This window comes from Schaalia sp. Marseille-Q2122 (assembly GCF_903645355.1).
Taxonomy (GTDB): Bacteria; Actinomycetota; Actinomycetes; order Actinomycetales; family Actinomycetaceae; genus Pauljensenia.
The window spans coordinates 305,395-330,644 of record NZ_CAHJXR010000003.1 but is presented as its reverse complement, the minus strand read 5'-3'; the positions used below and the strand labels follow the sequence as shown (position 1 = coordinate 330,644).

The window sequence follows — 25,250 nt, the reverse complement described above, 5'->3', positions numbered from 1 at the left end:
TCTGTTTTTTATTGTCGCACTTTAGTGATCAATATTCTTCACTTCGGTGGATTCTTCAGAAGAATGAGACCTGATAGACGCAAACGTTCTCGGAACAGGAAGCAGGCGACAAAAAAGCTCACTATTGAGACACATATCGCAGCCCAAAAGGCACCCAAAGTTGGGCCATTGATGCTCGCAATGAGCGCTGAGGGGAGGCCGACAACAAGGAGATTGAGCAGCAGCGGCCCCAATGCAGCCCTGAGGGGAACAGGAACCCCGAGGAAGATTTTGACTTCGATTGCCGCCATCAGCGCGTCGAGAACCATGCAGACTGCCCAGATGCAGGCGGCAGCCACAATGCCATATACAGGAACCAATAAGATATTTCCCAGGATATTTACAATAACCACAACGGCTTTATTCGACGCAGCCCAGCCACTACGACCACTCATGATGAGAAGCGAATGAATGTTGCCCGCCAGGAAAGCCGTAATTGCCCCCGCACTCAATAGGACGAGCACGATCCCACCCTCAACAAAATCAGGACCAAGCACCCCCATAAACACAGGTGCGAACACGGCCATGAGCAGGTAAATTGGCGTCGCAAAAAGGACTAACCACATCGTCGCCGTTGTGTAGGTATCCACAAGTTCCTCACGCCTACCCGCATGCAGGAGAGCCGAAAAACGAGGAGCCACCACGAGCCTCAGAGCAGAATCGACAATCATGCCCGCCTGGATGAAACGGCTTGCCCCGCCGTACACACCAGCAGCCCCAGAACCCACCAACGCACCAATAATGACGACGTCAACCGACACCAGGGTCTGCTCCAACGCCGCCGAGAGCGTTCGAGGCAGAGCAAAACCCACCAGGGCATGACGCTGCCCCTTCGGCGGAAAGAAAGACCCCTCCGACCTCGTCAAACGGTGAGTTTCGGCCCTATGTGCATCAGCCGCCTCACTCTCGATCCGCCGCAGCGACGAACCCAGCACCCCAAGGGAGAACACCACGGTCACCACTACAGGAAGCGCCCACGCGACCGTCACCACAGCAAGAGAGCCCCCCGCCACAGCAGCAAGCGCAACAGCCGGTGGGCGCAGGGCAGGCAGAGCAATATTGTGGATAAGGACATAGGCCTTCATCCCCCCTAAAGCCCGCATCATTGCCGCAGCAACCAAGGCCCCGGAACCCACGGGAATAAAAACAGCGATCGCGCGGATACTCTGCTGCAACTCAGGGTCACTCCCCCGCCAGATCACCGGAACCATCAGATACAGCACTGCCGCAGCAACAATGCCAATCACACCGATGAGTGCAGCCATGAAATGCAGCATCGGGCGAATCTGAGCTGGATGATCCGCCCTCAGGCGCGGCAATAAATACAGAGCGGTTGAATCTAGCCCACACTTAGCAAGCGCCAACACAATGCCGAAAACACCCGTGGCCTGCATGACCACCCCCGCGCCCTCCTTACCCAGGAGACGCGTCAGCACAATCGTCAAGGCAAAACCCAAGATGGCACTCAAGGCCGCACCAATAAAACCAAGAGCACCACCCCGGGCAAGACCACGGCGAGCCTGCATCGGCGCAGACGACGATCCTCCTCCCGAGACTCTCCCCTCTACCGGGAGGGCACCGGAACCCCGGTAATCATTCGCGTCCGTCATCAGCAGCTTCCCCCCTTCAAGCGCCTTCCTCCCACAGCAGCGGCGACCTCTCCGCCCACAGGCACTGTTTGAGGAGTGTGACATGTACCGTCATGATCTGTGCCAATGTTTCGCTGTGGAGCAGGGTGAAGGCAGGATATGCTCAACAGAAGAGAACACACCCAACCACCCGTGGAAGAAAGGCCTGCCGTGAAGAAAACCCTGGCATCACTCTCAAAAGCCGCGCTCTTCATTGCCCTGTGCGCAACCCTGGCCTTCCTCCTCGCAGCCGGAGTGGTCTTCCTCCGCTCCCACACTGCCAACCAGTCCGAAGAACCAACACCCCACGCCAACGCCGCACAATCTGCGCAGTCGGCGCAGTCCACACAATCCGCGCAGTCAGCAGCCCCAGCGGGCCAACCCCAAAAGAACACTGCGCCCATTGACGTCACCATCCCCATCGACGCCATCGACCACGCCTTCGCCCGCTCAGCAGAGGTCCTCGCAGCGCCTGCTGACACCATTGACCCCAGCGATTCCCTCGCCAATACTGCCCTGGAAGACCTCCAAGCAACAGCTGAAGAGTGGAACCTACTGGGATACACGCAGGAAGGCACACCCGTCATCTCCGATGTCCAAGTCCTGAAGGTCTCAGAAACCGGCACCACCATGCAAGTCCTCGCCTGCGTCGACTCCAGCACCGTGCGTGTCCTCGACGAAAATGGCGCCGAGGTCTCCGATGACCAGGCCCCCACTCGCTCACGATCCCTCTTTGACCTGGAGTTCATTGACGGGAAATGGAAGGTCACGCACCAGTCCTTCCCCGAGAACCCCGAATGTTGACCACCGGATCTGGAAGCACATCCCCTCGAGCAATCACAGCAATGGCAACGAAGGTCACAATCAAACCCGTCGTCATGCCGTAATACATGGTCTCAACAATCGTTGCCAAGACGGCACCGGCATACACCGCCCCCGCCAAATCCGTGCGTCGGAAGGCGATAAGAAAACTGAACCCCAAAAAGCCCATGAACAGGGTCGCCCCGACGTAGCCGTGCGAGAAAAGAACCGTCCAGAACTGCCCCTGGGTTCCCAAAGAGGGAAGCCACGGGAAAGGCGAAGGACGAGGCGCTCCAAAGCCCAATAAGGGAGAGCCGTTCAGCTCAGCCAAGGTCATGGAGTAGAGCGAAAAACGATCCACCGTCGATTTCGTTGTCTCTAGGCGCTCAAAGAAGGCCGTGCCCGCCGGAGAGACCATCCAGACAACACCTGCAACACCCAGCGCCCCCGCACCACTCACCACACCCTTCCAGCGCCCTTCACGCAGGGATTGGATAGCCACCCACAGCGCCACCACTGCCAAGCCGACAAACATCCCACGGTTCAAGGTGTACACAGCGGGAATCGTCGACACGAGGCACAGCACTGTCACCGGCCAGCGCCACAAAGAGCGCCGGTCCCATTCCAAACGCGCGTGGAGCAACGACATAGGCAGCAGCAAAGAATAGATATTTCCCCAAGTGTTGGCATAAAGGAAAGGAGCCGAAGGGCGGGGCTCCCCCTGAACCAGCAGCGTCGGATCCCACTGGGTCGTGTGGCGGATCGCCATGTCACGCACCAACTCATTGTCCAGCAACGAGGAGGGCACAATGTAGGCCATCGGCGTCTTGATCACCAGATCCGGTTGTGCCATCGCGAGGAAACCACCCGCAGTCACCGCCAGCAAGAAGAGCGTCATGGCCGCGCTAATTGCCCGCAAAGACAAGGATCGGCGCGCGTTATAGACGTGCAGCCCAAAGACGGTAGCCGCCAACAGTAAGAGAAAACGATACAGGGCGCCCACCATACGCCCGCTGGTATCAATCATGCTGAGGGAGACGACAACCCACACAAGGAAAAGCGCCCACAGCAGCGCCCCTCGAGGGAAGGCGAAGCCTCGCGCCCCCACCCAGAACATCGCCATCAGAATCGCGGCGGCCAGCCACACCATATCGCCCGGCCCCAGTAGCCACCACAGGAAATACCCAGCGAAGGCAATATGGAAGGGCCAGGCGGCCATGAGATCTGCGCGGTGGCCTCGTCCATTATCGAAAGGGCCGCCGCGCTCGCGCTCTTTCCACAGTGCGGTGAGGCGCTCTTCACGCACGCCAAGCGCCGTTGGCAACGTTTCTTTCATCCTCGCCCCTCACCACGTGAGCGGAAGGAAGGACGAGGGCGTCGCCGGCGCCGCACACGCTCAGCGCGCAAGCGAGCCCGAACGTACAGCAAAGGCCCTTCCAGGAAGCCGCGGATCTCCTCGCGGGTGAGGGAGGCGGGCACATCAGGATCGCTTCCCACTACCCGCTCCGATCCAGGGGCGACGCGACGAGCCACAGCCCCCAATCGGGACGCCACCAGAAGCAGGCTCGAGGGCCGCTCGCGCACGGCCTTAGTGATGAGAGCCGACATACCCGACCCATTGCCGCGAACCTGACGCTCAAGGCCCTCCCGGTCCGTGCGATGAACGTGATGCACGACCGCATCGGGGCTGTGGATAATGGCGTAACCAGCGCGCAGGACACGCGCAAACATGTCAAGATCCTCACCGCCTCGGGTGAGGGTTCCAGCCCCCAGCGCCGGGTCGAAGGGGCCGACCTCACGGAGAACTTCCGCGCGGAAGGCCATACAGACCCCTGCCCCCACGCGGGCCGTCGTCACGGGATAAAGGGGCCCGCCCTCGCCGACCTCACCAAAGGAGGCCAGGTGCGGCTCCTCACGCAAGGACCACAGGCGCGGGATGAGGTCCTTGGGGAAACCGCCGCGCGCTTCGAACCACCGTTGCGTGCGGTGGGTCAGCTCTGCGGGGAGGACAATCCCCGTGGTGGCGCCGATCCGTCGCTCCGGATCGGAGGCGAAAGGGTCGCACAGGGCGCGCAACCAGTCGGCGTCCACGAAGGCGTCATCGTCGGTGAAGGCGATAATCTCACCCGTTGCGGCAAGAACCCCACGGTTGCGTGCCCGCGACAAGCCCGGCTGGGATGCGTTCACAATGCTCAGGCGCGGGTCCTCAATATCCACAAGCGCCGCCCTGGTCGCTCCGGAAGCTGGATCGTTATCAACGACACACAGGTCGAAGGCGTCGTGGCGCTGTGCGAGGACGGCTTCAACACTGCGGCGCAGGTAGGGCGATGTTCCCGTGGTGCAGATGACGACGGTGGCTCTCAGTGTTGCGCCCGCGCCCTCAGTCCATCCGCGCGGTTTGACCATGACGGGAGGGAGTTCACGCAGGATGGTCGGCAGTGCTGCGGCGGGGGCGCAGTCAATGATGTGGGAGCTTCGGCCTTCGCTGCGCACAAGGACGAGGGCACGCGGGTCGGCCTCGCTTCCCGCAAGGACATGAAGGTCGCGTTCATCGACATAATGCGCGATAAGCGCGCCCTCGCCCTGGGGAGCATCCTGCATTCGTCGGTCGCCCCCATGCTCCTGCTCAGCGTGGGTAGCGGGAAGAGGGGCGGGTGTGTTCCTCTGGGGGACGGTCATTGCGGGAAGCCTCCTCGAACGGGAGTGCGCCTACCAAAAAGCCACATGTTTGGCGGCGGCAAGGGATGTGCTAGTGAGGGGGAAGTGCAGTGCCGACATCGTCACGATGCTCGCGCGGCTCTGCCCTGCTGCGGGGCGCCGCTATAGTGACGCTGCGGTGGGTGACACTGCGATGGGTGACACTGCGGTGGGTGACGCTGCGGTGGTGACAAGAACGCGGCAGGCGGGCCTCCTATGCGTTGTTGCTCGACGGCTGGGTGGAACCCGGGTGGGAGATCCTCCCCGGAGCTGTCCCCTTGGGGATGATGGCGACCGTCGGTGCTCGATCCTCACCAATAATGAGGTCGGTCTGAGAGGGGCGGTGACTCTCCCGGGAGCGCCAGTCCTGCGCGGCATCACCTGCTGCGTTGTCAGAAGCGCCGGTCTCAAGAACAGCGGCGGAGGGTGCGTCTCCTGAATCTCCTGCATCACCGGCCTTGGCGTTGACTTCACTGCGCGCAGACTCGGTATCGGCTCCGAGAACGTACTCGTGATGAGCCTCTGGGCCACCAACGCCCTCATCATCAGCGCGTTCAAATACCAGCTGGGGATCAGGCAACTGCGCGTACTCCTCTGCAGACAAGGTGCGGCGGCCTTCCTTGGAGGTATCGGCGGGGACGTTGAGCGTGTAGTCAGCCTCTGCTGCGCGGCCACTCTTCTCTCCCGCCGAAGAATCGCGTCCTGCCGCTGCGGAGGTGACCCCCATCATGTCCTTCCCATCGGCGTAATACTTTGGCGGCAGGATGAAGGCGCCGATGAGGTGACATCCACTGGAGTCGATCTGGTCAACAAGCTGACGCACCTCCGCACGCGGCATGTGAATACCGGGCGCGATCGACACGTGACCAACGAAAGCCAGGGAGCGCAACACCTTCTCGCGAGGGGCATGCAGATCAATGACCAGCAGATCCTCCCCATTCCCCTGGTCGTCATTGGCGTCGGCAACGGCACTCATCAGCAGTTCAGCCTCAGCCTCAGTGGAGTCAATGATGAGGGCGGCACGGCCATGCTCCTTCCCCGCTAACACGGCCATTCGGGCCGCACCGTACCAGCGCACGGCGCCCTCGCCGGTCAGATCAGGGCCCCACACAGGCGCTGCTACGATCTCTGCCAGCTGTGCGGCGTCACGAATACGCGGGTCGGTTTTCTCACGCAGGAGGACCACCAGAAGGCCAAGGAAAACACCGCTCAAAAGGGAGGCGGCAATAATCTTCACGCGCGACGGGCCGATAATGAGGGGAACGGCAGTATCGGGCGTGATGATCTGACCGGCTGGAGCATTGTAATTTTCCAAGGTTGCCCGGCGAGAGACCAGGGTCGTAATGGCACTAAAAATAGCGTCGCGCTGGCCCTGAGCGCTCGGTGAGCTGTCCGTAATATTCTTCAGCTCTTCCTGATGCTTCTCTATCTGAGTGTCGAGAGACTCACGCAGAGCCTGCGCACGAAGGCGAGCTAACTCGGCGCGCACCTGCAGATACGCCTTTGCCAGCGCTGCAGAGGCAGCCCTAGCGCGATCCGGGTTAGTGTCCGTCCATGAGATCGTCAGCACCGCGCCAAGGGGATCAGCCGACACACTGACATTCTCCATAAGGTCTTCGAGCACCCACCCCGACCCCAGATGCTCCAACGCGTTGGAAGCAGTCTTCGCTGAGCGAACCAGCTCCACTTCCGTTGTCATATCCACCGAGCCTGAACGCGAGGGAGCAGCGGTTTCAACCCCCAAGGGCGTGATCTGGACCGTATTCGACGCCGTGTACTGACGAGGAATGAGCGTCACAGCAAGCGCGCTGGTCAAAAGCACCACAAAGAAGGTGATAATGAGGGCTCGCCAGCGAGTATGCAGCACTCGCTTCACAACTTGAGGGCCCGCAGATGGAGGCAGAGTCAAAAGGGTCATCGCGCAGTACCTTCCTGAGTGGTGCGGGTGGCGCTGTCAGCAGTGATATCAGCTAATTGTTCAGCAGAGTCTGAGTGTCGAGGCGAAAGCGCGGGGGCACGATCGACAGGAGGCGTGTAGGAGCTCGCCCACGCTAAACGCTCATACAACTTCCGACGCAGAATCCGCGCGCTCAAAGGTTCCTGGGCATTAATGGCAGGAAGGAGCGCGCTGCGGAAATCCACTAAAGCGGCAGCTTTGCGCGCGGGAGGAAGCGCGGCCAGACTCACGATGCGCTCGAGAGGCCGACCTACCAGCGATTCACTCAGCTGAGCAAAGACCTGCGCCTGCTCAGGATTGTCCCACGAGGATTGGCGCCACTGGGCGGAGGCCGTAATTTGCGCATCATGCATGCGGTAGAGCAGCCCCCACAGCGGCAGGCGCCGGATTCGTGCGCCCGCGAGCGCTGCCCGCATCCACAGGTCGTAGTCCTCGGCGGGCAGGTGCCGGTAGCCCTCAAGCTCGCTGAGAAGTTCACGCCTGGCAAGCATCGTCGGGTGAGAGACGGGGTTGGTCAGCAGCAGGTGCAAGCCAAAAGCCTCCGGCGCAATACCGATGGGCGGCTTGGGGGTGAGGCGGCGGCCTCGATCCTCGATGATCTGCGTAAAGACCATGTCATTACCGGCTTGGAGGGCAGCCAAAGAGCGGGTGAAGCGCCAGGGAAGACAGCGGTCGTCAGCATCCATACGCGCAACCAACGCTGAATCCGTGGACTCCAGAAGGAAGTTGAGGGCGTGCGACACTCCCCCACTGCCCTCATGCCCGATGATGCGCATGTGGGCAGCTTTTCCCACACGCTCAGCTGCTGCGGTGGCCTCTTCGGCGGTGGCATCCTGGGAACCATCGTCCACAATGACCAACTCAGCGTCACGCGGCATGGCACGCAAGGTGGAGGTGACCGCCTGAGCGATGGTGGCGGCCGCGTTGCGTGCGGGAAGGAGGACGCTGAGTTCAGGCATTGCGATCGAGGGCGGTCAGGTCGCGGTAACGACGACGCATCGACATGAGCGCGTGAGCCACGGCAATAGCCGCCAGAGCCGTGTACAGCAGCGCAAAGGGCGACAGTCCAGCCCAGGGGGCAAGGCCCCATAGGAGGAAGGACCAGCACAGGGTGCCAGGGTCGGTGGGCAGGAGGATCCAGGAGCGCAGGTTCCCGCCTCGCGTTTGCGGGCGGCCAGCGGCGCGGACAAAGGCCTCCGCAAGGATCTGGCTGAGGAACTGCGCGGAGGTAACCAGGGAGTATCCCAGGGCAACGAGGGCAAGCCACCACAGGTGCGGCTGGTAAAGGACGGTGGCGATGGCGACGCTGAGGTGAATGGCGGGCGAGCGGATCGCGTCAACCACATGGTCAAGCCACTCCCCCGCTTTGGAAGAGCGGCCGGTAAGGCGGGCAAGCTGTCCGTCAGCGGAGTCAAAGATGTAGCCCAGCGCGAGGAGCACTGCGACCCCCACACCCTGGAGGGGGTGGGGGGGTTGGCTGAGCATGAGGGCCATGCCACCCAGTGAGAGGAGGAAGGAGATGCCGGTGACCATATTGGGGGTCATGCGGCTGGCCGCGCCGAAGGAGGCGATGAGGCGGGCGGCGCGGCGGTTCACCCAGCGCGTGTAGGCGGGCACGCCATTGCCGGGCTTTTGTGCGGCGTCAAGGGTGGCCCGGGCGGCGCGGAAATGATCGGGCCACGAGGCGTTGGGAGGAAGCTGAAGGGGGGCGCTCATCGGAGGGCTCCGCTGGCAGGAGCGGGCGTGCTTTGAAGTTCTTCTTCAACCTCGGCGGCAGAGAGGAATTGGCGCAGCATGGTCGAGGAGGTTGAGGGCGTGTAGGGCAGGTAGACCACCGTGGCGCCGACCTCAGCGAGCTCGGCTTCGAGGCGGGCACCCTTTTCAGTGCCCTCCCAATCATCGCCTTTGAAGAGGACGTCGAAGGGTTGGAGGTGCCATGCCAGACGTTTGTCCTGGTCAAGATCGACGACGACAGCGTCAACGAAGCGGAGGGAGGCGATGAGCTCGCAGCGCTCTCGGAGGGGGATGACGGGTGGGCGGCCCTTCATCCGTTCGAGGGATTCGTCGGTGGCTACCCCCACGACGAGGCGATCGCAGCGTTCCCGTGCAGCACGCAAGATATTGAGATGCCCAACGTGGAGCATGTCGAATCCACCGGGGACGTAGCCGATAATCACGCCGTTTCCTTTACTTAGACTGCTACTCCCCTGTTTTTGCCACTGTGGTGAGGAGCGGAAGTAGCTTTGACACAGTCATTCCAGCGTAAAACACTTCCGCCCCTCTTACCATCACTTTGGGTTATTGAGAAAACACAACAGTTCTCGCACCATCCATCAACACGCGGTGCTCAGAGTGCCAGCGCACGGCTTGGGCGAGGACGCGTCGCTCCACGTCTTGGCCCAGTGCGACCATGTCAGCAGTGGAATCGGCGTGGGTAACGCGGGTGACGTCCTGCTCAATGATGGGCCCTTCGTCAAGATCGGGAGTGACATAATGCGCAGTTGCGCCAATGAGTTTCACGCCGCGTTCATGCGCTTGAGCGTAGGGGCGAGCTCCCTTAAAAGAAGGAAGGAATGAGTGGTGGATATTGATAATTCGTCCGGCCATTTCTGCGCAGACATTCTCTGAAAGAATCTGCATATACCGGGCCAGAATCAAGAGTTCAACATTTTCAGCGCGCACGAGGGTCAAGAGCTCCTCCTCGGCGCGTTGCTTGGATTCCTTCGTCACGGGCACCAGCAGGAAGGGAATCCCGTAGAACTGTGCGACGGGAGCCAGATCAGGGTGGTTGCCGACAACGGCGACGACCTCGATCGGCAAGCCTTGAGAGCGCTGGCGATACAGCAGGTCAGAGAGGCAATGCCCTTCGCGTGAGACCATAATCACGGTGCGCAGAGGGCGTCCGAGCTGGTCGACATTCCATGTGGCGTTAAAGCGCTGCTCAAGCTCACGCATGCCTTCTTCAACGGGTTCGCGCCCCACAGGGGAATCGACCTCAACGCGCATAAAAAACAGGCCTGAGTCGGGATCTCCGAACTGCTGCGACTGGATGATGTTTCCACCGATGCGTGTGATCACCCCTGTCACTGCGTGCACGATACCGGGCTGGTCGGGGCAGGAGAGGGTGAGGACAAGCTTTTCCGAGGTCGCAGGCGCGAGGGGTGCAGAATTCGTCATGGCCCTAGGGTAGCCCGCTCCCCTTGCCCTTTTCCACGAGCGCTCACAAACCCTTCCTCCCCGTAGCCCACCTGAAAAAACACCGCGAGTGGTCACCTCCACACACCCCAACCTGAAAAAACACCGCGAGTAGTCACCTCCACACACCCCAACCTGAAAAAACACCGCGAGTGGTCGCGTCGAAGCGACCACTCGCGGAGAGGGGAGGGTGCGTTGGCGCCGTAGGGATCAAACTGTTACCGTGGTGATTTGTTGTTGCACTGAACTTGACCACCTTAGCCCGGCGAAGCCTGGTGCCCCGCACCACTCAAGACAGAAGCAACACACGATGCTGAGCTTTCTGACCACTGATGAAGGGAACACGCCCATGCAGACCCGCATGCGCTCCTGGCCGCACTCACTGCGCCACATGTGCTGCTGCCTGTGTTCCTGTCAAAGCTTCCTCTAACTCTTCACGCTCCCTGAGTATCGCCGCCTCGCACGGGGCTCCCCTCTCCTGTCCGGGTGCTCCCCGCAGCGACCACTGTCACCGCCCGCCCTGTGCAAAGCGGCGGCGGCCTCGCCCATACTCCCCTGAAAACTGCCCGCCCTCGGGGCCAGGCAAACGCCCTCTCGGCGCCTAGCCCAGTACCCCTTGGACGCGGGCCCTGGTCGCCCCCGGACCAGGCACCGGACCCCTCAGGACCACACCCGCTTCCCTCGCAAGAGTCCATCCCCAGCATCAATCCACGCTGACCTGCAGGATGGCTATCACCTCGATGAATTGAGAGATCACCCCATGGCTCATCACTCCACAACCCCCACCAACACGCCCGCCTCACCTGGCTCCCGCAGGCGCCTCCCCCTGCCCTCTTTCACCGTCCAGATCTTCCTGGGCCTGGGGATCGGCATTGCGCTGGGCTTGCTCGCCTCCTACCTTCAGTCCAACGAGGGCGGCGGCACATGGCTGATTGCCACTATGAACTGGATTGGCTCCAGCTTCGTCACCCTTCTCAAGGCCCTCGTACCACCGCTCATCTTTGCCGCAATGGTCATCTCCATCAATAACCTCAAGGGCGTAGCCAACGCGGCCAGCCTCGCAGTCAAGACCCTCATCTGGTTCGCAATCACCGCCTTGGCTTCGGTGGTGACCGGCATAGTCCTGGGCCTTGTCGTGAATCCAGGCTTGCACACCTCCGTGACCAAGGATGCTGCGACCATGCCCTCGCGCGTGGGCCAATGGTCGGACTTCCTCCAAGGCCTGGTGCCCACCAACTTCCTGGGCCTGGAGATTCGCACGCGCGTGGCAGAGGACATTGTGAGCGCCTCCCCTTCCTTTAATGCTCTGCAGATTCTCGTCATCGGCATTGCCGTTGGCGTTGCCGCACTCAAGGTCGGCGAGGCTGCCCAGCCTTTCATTTCCGTCGTCGATTCCCTCCTCAAGGTGCTTCAGAAGGTCCTATGGGGTGTGATTCGCCTGGCACCCATCGGCACCGCAGGTCTGATCGGTCACGCGGTTGCCACCTACGGATGGGATAAAGTCGCGTCCCTGGGGTGGTTTGTTCTGACGGTGTACATTGGCTTGTTGATCGTTATTGGCATCATTTACCCGGTGGTGCTGCGCCTGAATGGCCTGTCCCCCCTTGCCTTCTACCGTGGGGCGTGGCCGGCCATGCAACTGGGCTTCGTGTCGCGGTCTTCCTTGGGAACCATGCCCGTCACCCAGCAGGTGACCACCGAGAATCTCGGCGTCAATCCCGCCTACGGCTCCTTCGCCGTGTCTTTGGGGGCGACAACGAAGATGGACGGTTGCGCCGCAATTTACCCGGCGGTGGCCTCGATCTTCGTGGCGCAATTCTTCGGCATTGAGCTGGCCGTCAGCGACTACCTCATTATTGCCTTCGTTGCTGTGGTGGGGTCGGCAGCGACCGCTGGTCTGACGGGTGCGACGGTGATGCTCACCCTGACCCTGTCCACCCTGGGCCTTCCTCTGGAGGGCGTTGGCCTGCTGCTGGCTGTCGATCCAATTCTTGACATGGGCCGCACGGCGGTCAATGTCGCAGGTCAGGCGCTGGTACCGACCGTGGTGGCGGCGCGTGAGGGGCTGTTGGATCGGGCGCGTTTCATGTCGCGCACGAAGGGCGAGGCTATCGCCCACCGCTGAGTTGACGAAGGGAGGCCGGGTTGCGCTGTGGTGCGGCCCGGCCTCCTGCTGGTACCTCAGGCTTGGGGGAGCATGATCCGCAGGCAGTGGTAGGTCTCAGCTCACTCATCACCCCGGGTTGCACCGAAGTGCCCGGGCCCGGCGACTTTAGAGCGACGCCGAGCTAAAGGTGCAACGGGCAGCCACCAGAACAACGCGGGAGCACCAGTGCAACACAACGCCACCAGTGCAACGCCGCGCACCAGGAGCAGCATCAGCGCCTTCACTCAGCACCCACCCTGCACGCCCCGAAGAATGCACAAAAGGCTGGTGGGAGAACCTTTCGACTCTCCCACCAGCTTGTATGTCTATGCGCCTCCTCGAACGCCCCCTAGAGCGGGAGGCGTTCCTCAGTCAGGAGGGCAACGCTCACTTGACGAAGCCGAGTTCGCGCACAGCGGCACGCTCTTCTTCGAGGGCGGCAATGTTGTGGTCGATGCCTGCGCGGGTAGCGGCAGAGATCTCCAGATCCTTGACGATTTCCCACTCGCCACCGTTGGAGGTGCAGGGGAAGCCGTAGATGAGGCCTTCGGGGACGCCATAGGAGCCATCGGAGGCAACACCGGCGGTGACCCATTCGCCCTCGGGGGTGCCCTGGACCCAGTCACGCATGTGGTCGATGGCGGCACCGGCTGCCGAAGCTGCCGAGGAAGCACCACGGGCTTCGATAATGGCGGCGCCACGCTTGGCAACGGTGGGCACGAAGTACTCGGAGAGCCACTGCTCTTCGACCAGTTCGGAAGCGGGGCGGCCTGCAACGGTGGCGTAGGAGACATCGGGGTACTGGTCGGCGGAGTGGTTACCCCACACGACGATGTTCTTGATGTCGGCGGCGTCGGCTTCGACCTTGTGGGCCAGCTGGGAGATGGCGCGGTTGTGGTCTAGGCGCATCATGGCGGTGAAGCGGGAATCCGGTACGTCGGGTGCTGCGGCTGCGGCGATCAGAGCGTTGGTGTTGGCGGGGTTGCCAACGACGAGGACGCGGATGTCGTCTGCGGCGTTGTCGTTAATGGCCTTGCCTTGGGGGCCGAAGATGCCGCCGTTAGCGGAGAGCAGGTCGGCGCGCTCCATGCCTGCGGTGCGGGGGCGTGCGCCCACGAGGAATGCTGCGTTGGTACCGGAGAATGCGGCGTTGGCATCGTCGTAGATGTCAATGCCCTTGAGCAGGGGGAATGCGCAGTCGTCGAGCTCCATGGCGGTGCCTTCAGCAGCCTTAAGAGCGGGGGTGATTTCCAGCAGGTTGAGCTTGACGGGGACGTCAGGGCCGAAAACCTGGCCGGAGGCAATGCGGAAGAGCAGTGCGTAGCCGATATTGCCAGCAGCGCCGGTGACGGTGACAATGCGGGGTTCTGCCATGGTGATGAACTCCTCGATAGTTCCTGCGGCACCGTTTTAGTGCCGCTGAGCATTTCCTGCCGACGAGGATGGCCCTCGCCGGACACGACCCTTCAAGGGTACGTTGTCGAAGCCTCTTTTGGGAGGGTACGCGGTCCTAGTCCCCTCCCCGCCCAGACGTGACCTGCGGCATAATTGTTCGCTGCTCGCTGCCGATTGACGAGGGCGGCACACTCTCGCGCGGCAAACAGGTGTCAGAGCGCGCGGGGCTGCGCCGTGCTGTCACGTATGACGAGTTCAGAGCGAACCACACGCTGCGCTATCTGATGTGCATGCGAGTGAGAGGGTTGGTGCATCTGTTCAAGAAGGAGGTCGACAAGCTCGCGCCCCACGGAGCGGAAATCCTGGCGAACCGTCGTGAGAGCAGGTGCGGAGAACTCAGAGAGTTCAATGCCATCAAATCCAACGACAGATACGTCATCGGGCACGCGCCGACCCGCGTCATGGAGGGCTCGCATAAGGCCAAAGGCAATCTCGTCATTGGCGCAAAATACTGCCGTCACTGCAGGGTCCTCGGCTATTGCTTTTCCCGCGTAGTAGCCGCTTTTGGCGCTCCAATCCCCCAGGTGAGGATCTGGCGCAGGATGGCCTGCTTCTTCAAGGCTGCGCCGCCATGCAGCCCGTCGCATGAGTGCTGAGCGTGAGTCGCTAGGGCCGGTGATGTGGGCGATGCGTTGATGTCCAAGGTCAAGGAGATGGCGCATTGCCTCGTTCACACCGTGTTCTTGGTTATGGACAACGGAGGGGTAAATATCAATAAATGCCGAGTCTGAGGCGACGACAGGCATATTCGCTGGAAGATTCAAGGCTGCGGGTTGGGCTTGCCCCGCCTGAACGATGATAAGACCATCAACGCTTTGCTGAGAAAGACGCCGACCCGCTTGGGTGAGCTCTTCTGTTTCGGGGTGTGCGACCTGGAAAAGGTTGATGGAATAGCCTTTTTCTGCTGCAGCCTCAACAATCGAGGCAGTGATCAGGGCTTCGCCTGTCCGTGAGACTTGTTGCGTAATCACCCCAATGGTTTTGAATCGACCATCACGTAGGGCGCGAGCTGCCTGGTTTGGCGTGTAGCCAAGTTGAGCCATTGCTTTAAGGACACGCGCTTTGGTTTCCGGTCGAACACTCTGCGCACCCGTTGACACCCTCGAAACGGTTTGTGCCGACACCCCTGCCAGTCGGGCAACGTCGGCGATCGAGGCACTCTGGACACTGCGAGGGCCGAGGAGTCGGCCAGGCATTTGGGAAGTCGAGAGCTGAGGGGAAGGCATGGAAGCATCCTATCAAAGCGCATAAATGTTTACGTCACCATAGAGCAAAGAACTCAGCGTCCTGAAAATACCATCAGAAAAGTATGAAATAACCCCTTATTATTCGCGCGATAGGGCGAGTCTGTTACCCAATCGTTACACCAGAGTAGTGCGCCACGCAGATCGAGAAGCTAGCCTATGTTTACGTAAACATTCGGACTCCTCCCCCGGCGGAGCCCAACAGATTGCGCATGAGAATACGCACCACCCCACACCGCGCACCCCGCGCACGACAAAGAAAGGGCTCGACGATGAGCACCCTTCGTAAACTCCTTGCCCTCGGCACCACCCTCTCCCTCTCACTGACCCTCGCAGCATGCTCAGGCGGCGCCGACTCAGGCGCATCCGGCAACGCCGGGGGCGACTCCGACAACACTTTGACTGTCTGGGCTTGGGATCCAGCCTTCAACATCTACGCCATGGAAGAAGCCGCCAAGGTCTACCAATAAGATCATCCCGACTTCCAACTCAACGTTGTGGAAGTCCCCTGGGACGACCTCCAGGCAAAAATCACCACCCTTGCCCAGTCCCAGCAGCTCAGCGATCTGCCTGACATCTTCCTCATGCAGAACAACGCCTTCCAAAAGAACGTCATTAATTACCCCGAGCTTTTCTCGGACTTTAAAGACACCCCCGTTGATTTCAGCCAATTCCCCACATCCGTTGTGGACTACTCCGTCATTGATGGCATCAACTACGGCATCCCCTTCGACTCCGGCACCGCAATTACTGCCCTACGCACCGACATCCTTGCCGAAGCTGGCCTCAGCGTCCAAGACTTCACTGACATCACCTGGGATCAATTCATCGAAAAGGGCACCATCGTCAAAGAAAAGACCGGCAAGCCCATGTTTGCTACAACCGCAGGCAGCTCAGACCTGATCATGATGATGATGCAAAGCGCGGGTGCTTCCCTCTTCGATAAGGACGGAAACCCCGTTATCGCAGACAACAACGTCCTGCTCAAAGCTGCGGAAACCTACAAGAAGCTCATTGATTCAGGTGTCGTCATCGAAGTGAACTCCTGGGACGAGTCCATCTCTGCCTTCGTCAACGGGGGCGCAGCCGGAACCCTCAACGGCGTGTGGATCTCTGCCTCGATCCAGACCGCCAAGGATCAGGCCGGAAAGTGGGCTGTCACCAACGTTCCCTCCCTCGTTGGCATTGACGGCGCAACCAACTACACCGCAAATGGCGGCTCATCCTGGGCAGTCAGCTCGAACGCCAACCGCGATCTTGCCGTTGACTTCCTTAACTCCACCTTCGCAGGTTCCACTGATTTCTACGACACGATCCTGTCGTCCTCGGGAGCTATCGCCAACTGGATTCCCGCAGGCAAGTCCGATGCCTACGCAGCACCCCACGACTTCTTCGGAGGCCAGGCCATCTACGCTGATGTCGTTGGCTTCGGTGAGAAGGTGCCGTCCAACTATACCGGCGTGTACTACTACGAAGGGCGCGACGCCGTCTCAGCCGCACTGACCAAGATCATCAACGGTCAAGACCCCAAGGCTGCCTTCGCTGAAGCTCAGGCAACCGTTGAGTTCGCGATGAAGTAATCCCCCGGGCTCGCCCTGCCTCCCCGCGCAGGGCGAGCCCCTCTTTTCAGGGCACCCGCTTCTCAGGAGCCCCCTGCTCTCAGGACATCTGGCTTAGTTTCCTTCTCACCTCCATCGGAGACCTCATATGAGCACAGCGACCCCAGGCGCCTCCAGGTCACTACTGCCTTCCCGCGCCTCTCTCAACCGCAAGCGAAACCTCGTGGGCTGGGCCTTCCTCATGCCCGCCACCATCCTCATCACCGTGATGAGTTTCTACCCCATGGTGCAGGCCTTCCTCCTGTCAATGAAGACAGGCCGAGGCTCCCGACTCAGCTTTGCTGACCCACTGTGGTTCAACTACGAAAGGCTCATGGGGGACGAAATCTTCCTCATGACCTTGAAAAACACTTTCATCTACCTCATCATCCAGGTGCCCATCATGCTGGTCCTGGCCCTGATCTTGGCAGTGCTGCTTAACAATCCCACCCTCAAGTGGAAAAGCATGTGGAGAACCGCCATCTTCCTGCCCTGCGCGGTTTCCCTCGTCTCCTACTCCCTGGTGTTTCGCACCATGTTCGCCACCGACGGTTTCGTCAACGACGTCCTCATGAGCATTGGATTCATTGACTCCCCCGTTAACTGGCTGGGCCAACCCGACACCGCACGATTCGTCATTATCCTGGGTCTGCTGTGGCGCTGGACCGGCTACAACATGGTGTTCTTCCTAGCCGGCCTGCAAACCATTGACCGCTCCACCCTTGAAGCCGCCCGCATTGACGGCGCCGGCCCCTTCAAAACCTTCTGGTATGTGACTGTTCCGCAGCTTAAGCCCATGATCCTTCTGACCGCGATCATGTCCACCAATGGCACCTTGCAGCTTTTCGACGAGTCCTGGAACCTGACCAAGGGCGGCCCCGCCTACACGTCGATGACCATGTCTCACTACCTCTACGAGCTCTCCTTCCTGAAGAACCCCAATTTCGGCTATGCGGCCGCCATCTCCTATGTGATTTTGATTCTGGTAGCCATCTTGGCATTCATCCAAATGAAGGTCGGTGACAAGCGTGACTAAGTACCTGCGCCAAATCCCCGGATACCTGACCCTGACGATCTTCTCAATCTTCTCGGTATTCCCCCTGTACTACATGGCTGTCAGCGCTACCCACACCAGCCAAGACGTGCTGGCCTCGCATATGCTCCCGGGTAGTAACCTCCTGGCAAACTTCTCAGACCTCCTTGCCCAGCAAGATGTCGCCTCCGCCATGTGGTACTCAGCGGTCAACGCTATCCTCGCCACCGTCTTTTCCCTCGCCGTATGTTCCATCGCTGGCTACGGCTTCGAAATCTACCACTCGCGCGGCAAAGACCTGCTCATGTCGATCCTGCTGCTGGCCATGATGATCCCCTTCGCGGCCACCATGATCCCCCTGTTCCAGCTCTTCGCCAAGAACGGTCTGGTGAACTCCATCTGGGCGGTCATCCTTCCCACCATCGCCACCCCCTTCCTTATCCTCCTTTTCCGCCAAGCCTCGCGTTCCTTCCCTCATGAAGTTCTTGAAGCTGCGCGTCTTGACGGGCTCAGCGAGATCGCAATCTTTGCACGCATCTACATCCCCACCATGCGCTCGACCTACGCTGCGGCAGCGGTCATCACCTTCATGGCAGCGTGGAATAACTTCCTATGGCCGCGTGTCATCTTGGTCGACAACGCCTACCAAACCATGCCCATGCTGATCTCCAACCTGTCCGCTGGTTACACCACGAACTACGGCGTGCTCATGCTCGCGGTCCTTATCGCGTCACTGCCCGCCATGGTCGTCTTCCTTATCCTGCAGCGCGCCTTCACCGAGGGCATTACAGGAGCAATCAAATGACCTCTCACCGCGATCCCTCCTCCCCTCTCGCCCTTCTCCACCCGTCAGAGCAGCGTGGCCTGACAGACCCCAGCTACTACGCTGAGGGCACCCTCCTTCCCCACTCGGACCACCTGTACTACGCCTCCCGCGACGAGGCCGACGCAGGCGCCTCGTCGTTCATCCGCTCTCTGAACGGCACATGGAAGTTCCACTACGCCCCCTCCCCCGCGCTCATTCCCACAGGGTGTGAGTCCCCTGAGTTCGACCACAGTTCCTGGGATGACCTGCCCGTTCCCGCCCACATTCAACTGCACGGCTACGACCGCCCCCAGTACGTCAATACCCAGTACCCCTGGGATGGCAACGAGGATGTGCCCCGCGATCACGCACCCGTCGATTTCAATCCTGTGGGGTGTTACGCCACGACTTTCGAGGGCGGCCTCAACGGTGCAGATCGCGTGAGCATTGTGTTTCACGGCGTGGAAAGCGCCTTCGCCCTGTGGCTGAATGGCCGCTTCGTGGGCTGGGCGACCGATGGTTTTACGCCCTCAGAGTTTGACCTCACTGATCTGCTGGTGCCGGGCACAAATACGCTGGTCGTCAAGGTGTTCAAGTGGTCGGCTCAATCCTGGATTGAGGACCAGGATTTCTTCCGATTCAGCGGGATCTTCCGCGATGTGGAGCTGCGCCTACGCCCGCGAGCGCATGTGGAGGATCTGCAGGTTCTCACCCCTGTGGAGTGGGGTGAGGATGACGCCGTGCGTGCCCGTATTCTCCTGGCTCTGACAGTGCAGGGCGAGGGCGAGGCGCGCGTCCACTGTGAGGGGGTGGGCGAAGCGACGCTGATCGGCGAGGACGAAGCTCGCGCGTGTGGACTCCTGCCGCAATCCGAAGTAGCGGATGCTGCAGGGGACGCTGGGCCAGACTCTTTAGCAAACACAGCTAACGGCACTACGGCTGGCCCTGCTGCTGGTGATATCGCGGCAGTCGAGCCTGACTCTCAGCCTCAGGCGTCGGTCTTGCCAACGGGCACACCCACCGCTAGTTCGCGCCCAACCCGCACGCTCTACTACGCACTCAACCTCGACACCCCGCACCTGTGGAGCGAGGAGGACCCGCACCTCTACGCGCTGCATATTACCGTGAGCGGCTCTGACGGGCTGGTGTGCGAGTATGTGCGCCAACCCGTGGGCGTGCGCCGTTTTGAAAGCGCTGATGGGTTGCTGCTGCTCAACGGCAAACGGCTAGTGTTCCGCGGGGTGAACCGGCACGAGTTTGGCCCGCACGGTCGCGTCATGGACGAGGCTGCCATCCGCGCCGATCTGCTGGCGATCAAGGCCTACGGGTTGAACGCGGTGCGCACAAGCCACTACCCCAATAGCAGTAGCTTCTATCGTCTGTGCGATGAGCTGGGTTTGTATGTCATTGATGAAATGAACCTCGAATCCCACGGGTTGTGGGATGAGATTCGTTTCCATGACCTGCCTCTTTCGCAGGCAACCCCAGGGGATCGCCCGCAGTGGGAGCACACCCTGCTGTCGCGGGCGCGCTCCATGCTCATGCGTGATCGCAACCATCCGAGCATCCTCATGTGGTCGTGTGGGAATGAGTCCCTGGGCGGTGGGAACCTGCTGGCCGTTGCCGACTACTTCCGCAGCGTTGATGGGCGCCTGGTTCATTACGAAGGCGTGCACTATGACCCCCGTCTGCCTGACACAACGGATGTCACCTCGCAGATGTACACCAGTGCGGCTGACATTGAAGAACACCTCCGCACTCATCGTGAGAAGCCGTTTATCCTCTGCGAGTTCGCCCACACGATGGGGAACTCCTTTGGCGCGGTGGATAAGTACATGGATCTTACCCGCACTGAGCCTTTATTCCACGGTGCTTTCATCTGGGATTTCGCTGATCAGGCTCTACCTGCTCGTGATCGTTTTGGGCGGGCCTATGACGCCTACGGTGGCGATTTTGGGGATCGCCCCCACGACGGCGACTTCAGTGGGAATGGCATCTTTTACGCTGATCACACGCCCAAGCCGTTTATGCAGGCCGTGCAGCATGTGTATCAGCGTCTGCGTACGCGTATTGATGAGGATGCCTTCACGGTCACGAACGAGTACCTTTTCACTTCCTCGGCTGTTTTTGACTGTGAGCTGAGGCTCGCTCGCGAAGGCCAGGTCATTGCTCAGACAACGGTTGCCACAGATGTTGCCCCTGAAAGCACGCGCACCTATCCCCTGCCCTGGTCGCTGGTGGAGAAACTGGCCGACGTTAGCGGCGTGCCACACACTGGTGACAGCGGCGTTGGCAATGGTGACGGCAGCATTGGCGGCGAGTACACGGTGACCATCACGTGGCGTACCCGCACAGCCTCGCCCTGGGCTGAGGCTGGTCACGCTGTGGCGTGGGATCAGCAGGTCTTTGCCCTCACGCAGGCAGCCTCTGGCGAAGAAGCCTCCACCACAGCCGCCTCATTCCCCCAGAGCACCACCACCTCTCACCCGCCGCGCGTCATTGAGGGTATTCACAACATTGGTGTTCAAGGCGAGGGCTTTGCCCTGCTCTTTTCTCGGGTCAGCGGCCAGCTTGTCTCTTTCCGCGTGGAGGATTCGCAGGCAGGCCCTCACTCCCCTCGTGAGCTGCTCACCCGCCCACCCCACGCCAACTTCTGGCATGCGCCCACCTCCAATGAACGAGGCTGGGGCGCCCCCGCAGAGGACAGCCAGTGGCTGCTTGCCAGCCGCTACGCCACCTTACGCGGCGGTATTGAGGGCTTGAGCGTGGAGCACGGCGAGCACAGCGTGACGGTGCGCGCCAGCTTTGACCTGGCCACGCGGCCGGCCTCGTCCTACAGTATCGACTACGAGGTGTGGGCCGACGGCCAGATAGAGGTCACCCAGCATCTGACGCCAGGTACAGGCATGGGGGACCCACCGGAGTTCGGCATGCTCTTCCAGATTCCAGCCGACTACTCCCGCCTGCGCTGGTATGGTCACGGCCCCGCTGAATCCTATGTTGACCGCCAGCAGGGGGCTCTGCTGGATGTGTGGGAATCGACAGTGAGCGAACAATTCGCCCGATACATTCGCCCGCAAGAATGTGGCTCTCACACGCAGGTCCGGTGGGCAACCCTGAGCGACGAGGACGGTGTTGGCATCGGCTTTTCCTGCGAGGGCTGGCCGGTTCGGGGGCGCAGTGAGCTTGACGCGCCCGTGTTCGGGATGGAGTTTTCTGCCCTGCCGTGGAGCCCCTTCGAGGTGGAGAATGCCACCCATCCCACTGATCTGCCACACGCACACTCCACCTGGCTGCGTCCGGCCTTGATGCGTCGAGGGGTGGGCGGTGACAACTCATGGGGTGCGCGCACCCATCCCGAATACTGCCTGCCAGCGGGAGAGGAACTGATTTTCCGCTTCTCCTTCTGGCCGGTCACACCGTGAACGCCTGACTCAACGGCGCGTGAGGTGTTCATGATACGAGGCGGCCGCCTCCCCTCCTGTCACTCTCCGGGGAAGCGGCCGCTTCGTTATGACATTCGCTCAGCTACAGTGCCACCCTTGACGCTGTCAGCCTCGATGCTTGCGGTAGTACTCAATGAGGGCGCGGGTCGACTGATCCTGCGCTGCCAGAGCAGCGGCGTCGCCCTCGATAGCGGGCATAATCTGCTTGGCCAGGACCTTGCCCAGCTCCACGCCCCACTGATCGAAGGAGTCAATACCCCACACGGCCCCCTGAACGAAGGTGATGTGCTCGTAGAGGGCAATGAGCTGGCCCAACACTGAGGGGGTCAGTGAGGGAGCCATGATCGAGGTGGTCGGGCGGTTGCCCGTGAACACTCGGGCAGAGACGATCTCTTCAGCGGTGCCCTCGGCGCGCACCTCCTCGGAGGTCTTACCAAAGGCCAGGGCCTTGGTCTGAGCCAGGAAGTTGGACAGGAACAACTCATGCATGTCCGCATCGCCGTCAGCCAGGGGCCACGCGGGGGTGGCGAAGGCGATGAAATCAGCCGGGACCATGCGGGTGCCCTGGTGGATGAGCTGGTAGAAAGCGTGCTGGCCGTTGGTGCCGGGCTCACCCCAGAAGACCTCGCCGGTGTCGTAGGTGACGGAGGTGCCGTCACGGCGCACGGACTTGCCGTTGGACTCCATGGTGAGCTGCTGGAGGTAGGCCGGGAAGCGGTGCAGGTACTGGGAGTAGGGCAGGACGGCGTGCGTGTCGGCGCCCAGGAAGTTGCCGTACCACACGTTGAGCAGGCCCATGATCAGCGGCACGTTTTCGCGAGCGGGGGCCTCGGCGAAGTGGCGGTCCATGGCGTTAAAGCCCGCCAGGAAGTCAGCAAAGCCTTCGGGGCCAATCGCAATGGCGAGGGCGGTGCCGACGGCGGAGTCCACCGAGTAGCGGCCACCCACCCAGTTCCAGAAGCCAAAGGCGTTGGCGGGGTCGATGCCGAACTCGGCGACCTTATCGAGGGCGGTGGACACGGCCACGAAGTGCTTGGAGATGGCCTCGGCGGTGGAGGCCTCGTTGGTGGCCAGGCCGCGTTCGCGCAAGGAGCCCAGGAACCATTCGCGCACGACCTTGGCGTTGGTGATGGTCTCCAGGGTGGTGAAGGTCTTGGAGGCGACGATGACCAGTGTGGTCTCGGGGTCGAGGTCCTTGGTGGTTTCGCCCGCGTCGGTGGGGTCAATATTGGAGATGAAGCGGCAGGTCAGGCCCTCCTTGACGTAGGGGGCGAGGGCCTCGTAAGCCATGACGGGGCCCAGGTCGGAGCCACCAATACCGACGTTGACGACGGTTTCGACGGGCTTGCCGGTGATGCCCACCCATTCGCCGCTGCGGACGCGCTCAGCGAAGGCGTAGACCTTGGCCAGTTCGGCGTGGACGTCTGCGATGGCGTCCTGGCCGTCGACGATGAGGGTGTCGGTGGCGGGGCGGCGCAGGGCGGTGTGAAGGACGGCGCGGTCTTCGGTGACGTTGATGTGTTCGCCTGCGTACATGGCGTCGCGCAGCTGGGCGACCTTGGTCTGCTCAGCGAGGGCGAGGAGGTCGTCGAGGACGCCCTCGTCAATGAGGTTCTTGGACAGGTCAACGTAGAGGTCGGCGGCGCTGAGCGTCCACTTCTCGGTGCGCTGGGGGTCAGCAGCGAACCATTCACGCAGGTCAGGGGCGAAGGTGTCGGCACGCAGGTCGAGGGCCTCCCAGGCGGGGGTCATGGTCGGGTCAATGGGGGTGAGGTCACTCATGCTGAGTCGTCTCCTACTGTCCGGTGCGCCTCGTCGTTTCTCCAGGGCGCGCATACTGTTCAAGGGTAGCGCTTTCCCGGGCTTCCCCGCGATCAGCGGGGAGGCTGTCGGCGTGATTGAGCGACGAGGGCGGCGCGCGGTGCCTCGTCGGCTCGTGAGCGCCGTTTTCGCTAGGGCATGGTCCTGCCCTTTCCTAGCTTCCTCGCACTGCCAAGGTGGCCCCTGCGAGGGTTCCTGCCCGCTACACTGCTGAGATGAGCACCCGCGACATGACCTTGGACATTGCTAAAGGCTTGGCGATTATTGCCATTGTTGTTGGCCATGTCCTGCGTGGCCTTGGCAATGCTGGCATTGTCGCCAAGGAGGGCGCCGGGTATCTGCTGGCCGACCGCGCGATCTATTCCTTCCACTTGGCGGTGTTCGCTGTTGCGGCTGGCCTGCTGGTGGCGGGGGCGGTTGATCGGCGAGGGATTGGCCCCTACCTGCGTCATCGCCTGGTGACCTTTACCTGGCTGTATGTCTTGTGGAGCCTGCCTTTGGGTGCCTTGCAGGTGGTGTTTTCTGGCAGCGTGAACCATGAGAAGGATTGGGCGACGGTTCTGAACTTGTCCCAGCCCCAGAATCACATGTGGTTTTTCCCGTGGATTGCGGTGTGTTCTTTGGTGGTAGCCCTGTGGCGTCCGTGGCTATCGAGGACGAGGACGGTTGTTGCGGTCCTTATCTCGGTGGTGGTTTCTTTGGCCGCCTGGGGCTGGTTTGGCCCCGTCATTTTCTTGCAGGGGCACGGCCTGACGGCGTTCTTTGTGATTGCTGCCTGTGTGGGGCTGACGGGATTCCAGCGGGTGCGCGGAAGGCTCAGCATGTGGCATGAGCTGCCTGTATTTCTTGCCGCCACGATGGCCTGGCTGCTTCTCGTGGTGATGACTCCTGCTGCAGGTCCCACCTATTCGAAGTTAGAGCGGACGGTTCCCAACATTTCGGTGAGTGTGCTTGCAACCTGTTTGGGTGTGCTTGCTGTTTTTGCACTGTCTGCATTGCTGTCGCGCCTGCGGGTGGTGTCAGAGTGGCTGGCCTATGTTGGTCTTCATTCGTTGGAGATTTTCCTGGCTCACACCCTGGCCACAGCCGGGGTGCGCATTGCCCTGTCGAAGATAGGCCTGACAGACCCTATGCTTCATCTTCTGCTGGGAACGATGACAGGTGTAGTTGTGCCGCTAGCCCTATGGCTACTGACGAGGCGGTACCTTCCGTGGCTGTGGCAGGCACCAAAGGCCTTGACTGCAGGCCGTTAGAGACTCCTCCCTCGTTGCCGTCGGTACGGATCGGCGCCATGGGTACGGATCGGCGCCATTGGTACGGATCGGCCCCATGGGTACGGCCTACCCTGGGGACGGATCAGCGCCGTCGGTACGGATCGGCGCCAT

The 25,250-nt window shown here is 61.2% G+C and carries 18 protein-coding genes and 1 pseudogene; 8 read left to right on the top strand and 11 right to left on the bottom strand.

Annotated elements, in window-relative coordinates:
* Window positions 1-38 precede the first annotated feature (38 nt).
* A complete protein-coding gene (locus HWX48_RS03885) occupies window positions 39-1,565 on the bottom strand; it encodes an oligosaccharide flippase family protein (protein WP_175954804.1) in 1,527 nt (508 codons plus the stop codon).
* A gap of 273 nt (window positions 1,566-1,838) precedes the next feature.
* Here HWX48_RS03885 and HWX48_RS03880 point away from each other — a divergent pair, with 273 nt between their 5' ends.
* Window positions 1,839-2,471 carry a hypothetical protein gene (locus HWX48_RS03880; RefSeq protein ID WP_175954802.1) on the top strand — a complete coding sequence of 211 codons (633 nt, stop codon included), beginning with the start codon at window positions 1,839-1,841 and terminating at the stop codon, window positions 2,469-2,471.
* On the opposite strand, the gene HWX48_RS03875 is transcribed toward HWX48_RS03880, so the two are convergent.
* From HWX48_RS03875 to purU, 7 genes are all read right to left on the bottom strand, one after another.
* The gene (locus tag HWX48_RS03875; RefSeq protein WP_175954800.1) at window positions 2,434-3,804 is read right to left on the bottom strand and encodes an O-antigen ligase; all 1,371 of its coding nucleotides are present in this window, start codon (window positions 3,802-3,804) and stop codon (window positions 2,434-2,436) included. The two genes, HWX48_RS03880 and HWX48_RS03875, sit on opposite strands and share 38 nt — an antisense overlap.
* Window positions 3,801-5,147: a glycosyltransferase family 2 protein gene (locus HWX48_RS03870; RefSeq protein ID WP_254872947.1), complete on the bottom strand. Its 1,347-nt coding sequence runs from the start codon at window positions 5,145-5,147 to the stop codon at window positions 3,801-3,803. The genes HWX48_RS03875 and HWX48_RS03870 overlap by 4 nt, the downstream gene beginning before the upstream one ends.
* Window positions 5,148-5,379: 232 nt before the next feature.
* Window positions 5,380-7,083: a hypothetical protein gene (locus tag HWX48_RS03865; protein WP_175954798.1), complete on the bottom strand. Its 1,704-nt coding sequence runs from the start codon at window positions 7,081-7,083 to the stop codon at window positions 5,380-5,382.
* Window positions 7,080-8,081 carry a glycosyltransferase gene (locus HWX48_RS03860; RefSeq protein WP_175954796.1) on the bottom strand — a complete coding sequence of 334 codons (1,002 nt, stop codon included), beginning with the start codon at window positions 8,079-8,081 and terminating at the stop codon, window positions 7,080-7,082. Before HWX48_RS03860 ends, HWX48_RS03865 begins: the two co-directional genes overlap by 4 nt.
* Window positions 8,074-8,838, bottom strand: a complete 765-nt coding sequence (locus HWX48_RS03855) for a CDP-alcohol phosphatidyltransferase family protein (RefSeq protein ID WP_175954794.1) — start codon at window positions 8,836-8,838, stop codon at window positions 8,074-8,076. Before HWX48_RS03855 ends, HWX48_RS03860 begins: the two co-directional genes overlap by 8 nt.
* Window positions 8,835-9,299, bottom strand: coding sequence for an adenylyltransferase/cytidyltransferase family protein (locus HWX48_RS03850; RefSeq protein WP_175954792.1), 465 nt, complete (start codon window positions 9,297-9,299; stop codon window positions 8,835-8,837). Before HWX48_RS03850 ends, HWX48_RS03855 begins: the two co-directional genes overlap by 4 nt.
* Before the next feature lie 121 nt (window positions 9,300-9,420).
* Window positions 9,421-10,299: a formyltetrahydrofolate deformylase gene (gene purU, locus HWX48_RS03845; protein WP_175954790.1), complete on the bottom strand. Its 879-nt coding sequence runs from the start codon at window positions 10,297-10,299 to the stop codon at window positions 9,421-9,423.
* Between the two features lie 778 nt (window positions 10,300-11,077).
* Here purU and HWX48_RS03840 point away from each other — a divergent pair.
* Complete coding sequence (locus HWX48_RS03840) at window positions 11,078-12,442, top strand: dicarboxylate/amino acid:cation symporter (protein ID WP_175954788.1); 1,365 nt, start codon at window positions 11,078-11,080, stop codon at window positions 12,440-12,442.
* Between the two features lie 408 nt (window positions 12,443-12,850).
* Here HWX48_RS03840 and HWX48_RS03835 read toward each other — a convergent pair whose 3' ends face one another.
* Both HWX48_RS03835 and HWX48_RS03830 read right to left on the bottom strand, forming a co-directional pair.
* Window positions 12,851-13,837, bottom strand: coding sequence for a malate dehydrogenase (locus HWX48_RS03835; protein WP_175954785.1), 987 nt, complete (start codon window positions 13,835-13,837; stop codon window positions 12,851-12,853).
* Window positions 13,838-14,070: 233 nt separating this feature from the next.
* Window positions 14,071-15,144 (bottom strand): LacI family DNA-binding transcriptional regulator, encoded by a 1,074-nt coding sequence (locus HWX48_RS03830; RefSeq protein WP_368483977.1) that lies wholly within the window; start codon window positions 15,142-15,144, stop codon window positions 14,071-14,073.
* 290 nt (window positions 15,145-15,434) lie between these two features.
* Between HWX48_RS03830 and HWX48_RS11195 the strand changes: the two genes are divergently transcribed.
* The 5 genes and pseudogenes from HWX48_RS11195 to HWX48_RS03810 all read left to right on the top strand — a co-directional run bounded on the left by HWX48_RS11195 (window position 15,435) and on the right by HWX48_RS03810 (window position 22,023).
* A complete protein-coding gene (locus HWX48_RS11195) occupies window positions 15,435-15,632 on the top strand; it encodes a hypothetical protein (RefSeq protein ID WP_254872946.1) in 198 nt (65 codons plus the stop codon).
* A gap of 15 nt (window positions 15,633-15,647) precedes the next feature.
* Window positions 15,648-16,742, top strand: a pseudogene (locus HWX48_RS03825) (ABC transporter substrate-binding protein); the annotation flags it as partial.
* A 127-nt stretch (window positions 16,743-16,869) separates the two neighbouring features.
* Window positions 16,870-17,796, top strand: coding sequence for a carbohydrate ABC transporter permease (locus HWX48_RS03820; RefSeq protein ID WP_124869289.1), 927 nt, complete (start codon window positions 16,870-16,872; stop codon window positions 17,794-17,796).
* Entirely contained in the window at window positions 17,780-18,598 is an 819-nt protein-coding gene (locus HWX48_RS03815) for a carbohydrate ABC transporter permease (RefSeq protein ID WP_240623061.1), read from the top strand. Before HWX48_RS03820 ends, HWX48_RS03815 begins: the two co-directional genes overlap by 17 nt.
* The gene (locus HWX48_RS03810) at window positions 18,595-22,023 is read left to right on the top strand and encodes a glycoside hydrolase family 2 TIM barrel-domain containing protein (protein WP_175954783.1); all 3,429 of its coding nucleotides are present in this window, start codon (window positions 18,595-18,597) and stop codon (window positions 22,021-22,023) included. The genes HWX48_RS03815 and HWX48_RS03810 overlap by 4 nt, the downstream gene beginning before the upstream one ends.
* A 126-nt stretch (window positions 22,024-22,149) precedes the next feature.
* Here the strand turns inward: HWX48_RS03810 and pgi are convergent, their stop codons facing one another.
* Entirely contained in the window at window positions 22,150-23,826 is a 1,677-nt protein-coding gene (gene pgi, locus HWX48_RS03805; RefSeq protein ID WP_175954781.1) for a glucose-6-phosphate isomerase, read from the bottom strand.
* Window positions 23,827-24,095: 269 nt separating this feature from the next.
* Here pgi and HWX48_RS03800 point away from each other — a divergent pair, with 269 nt between their 5' ends.
* Window positions 24,096-25,118 (top strand): acyltransferase, encoded by a 1,023-nt coding sequence (locus HWX48_RS03800; protein ID WP_175954779.1) that lies wholly within the window; start codon window positions 24,096-24,098, stop codon window positions 25,116-25,118.
* The last annotated feature ends 132 nt before the right edge of the window (window positions 25,119-25,250 follow it).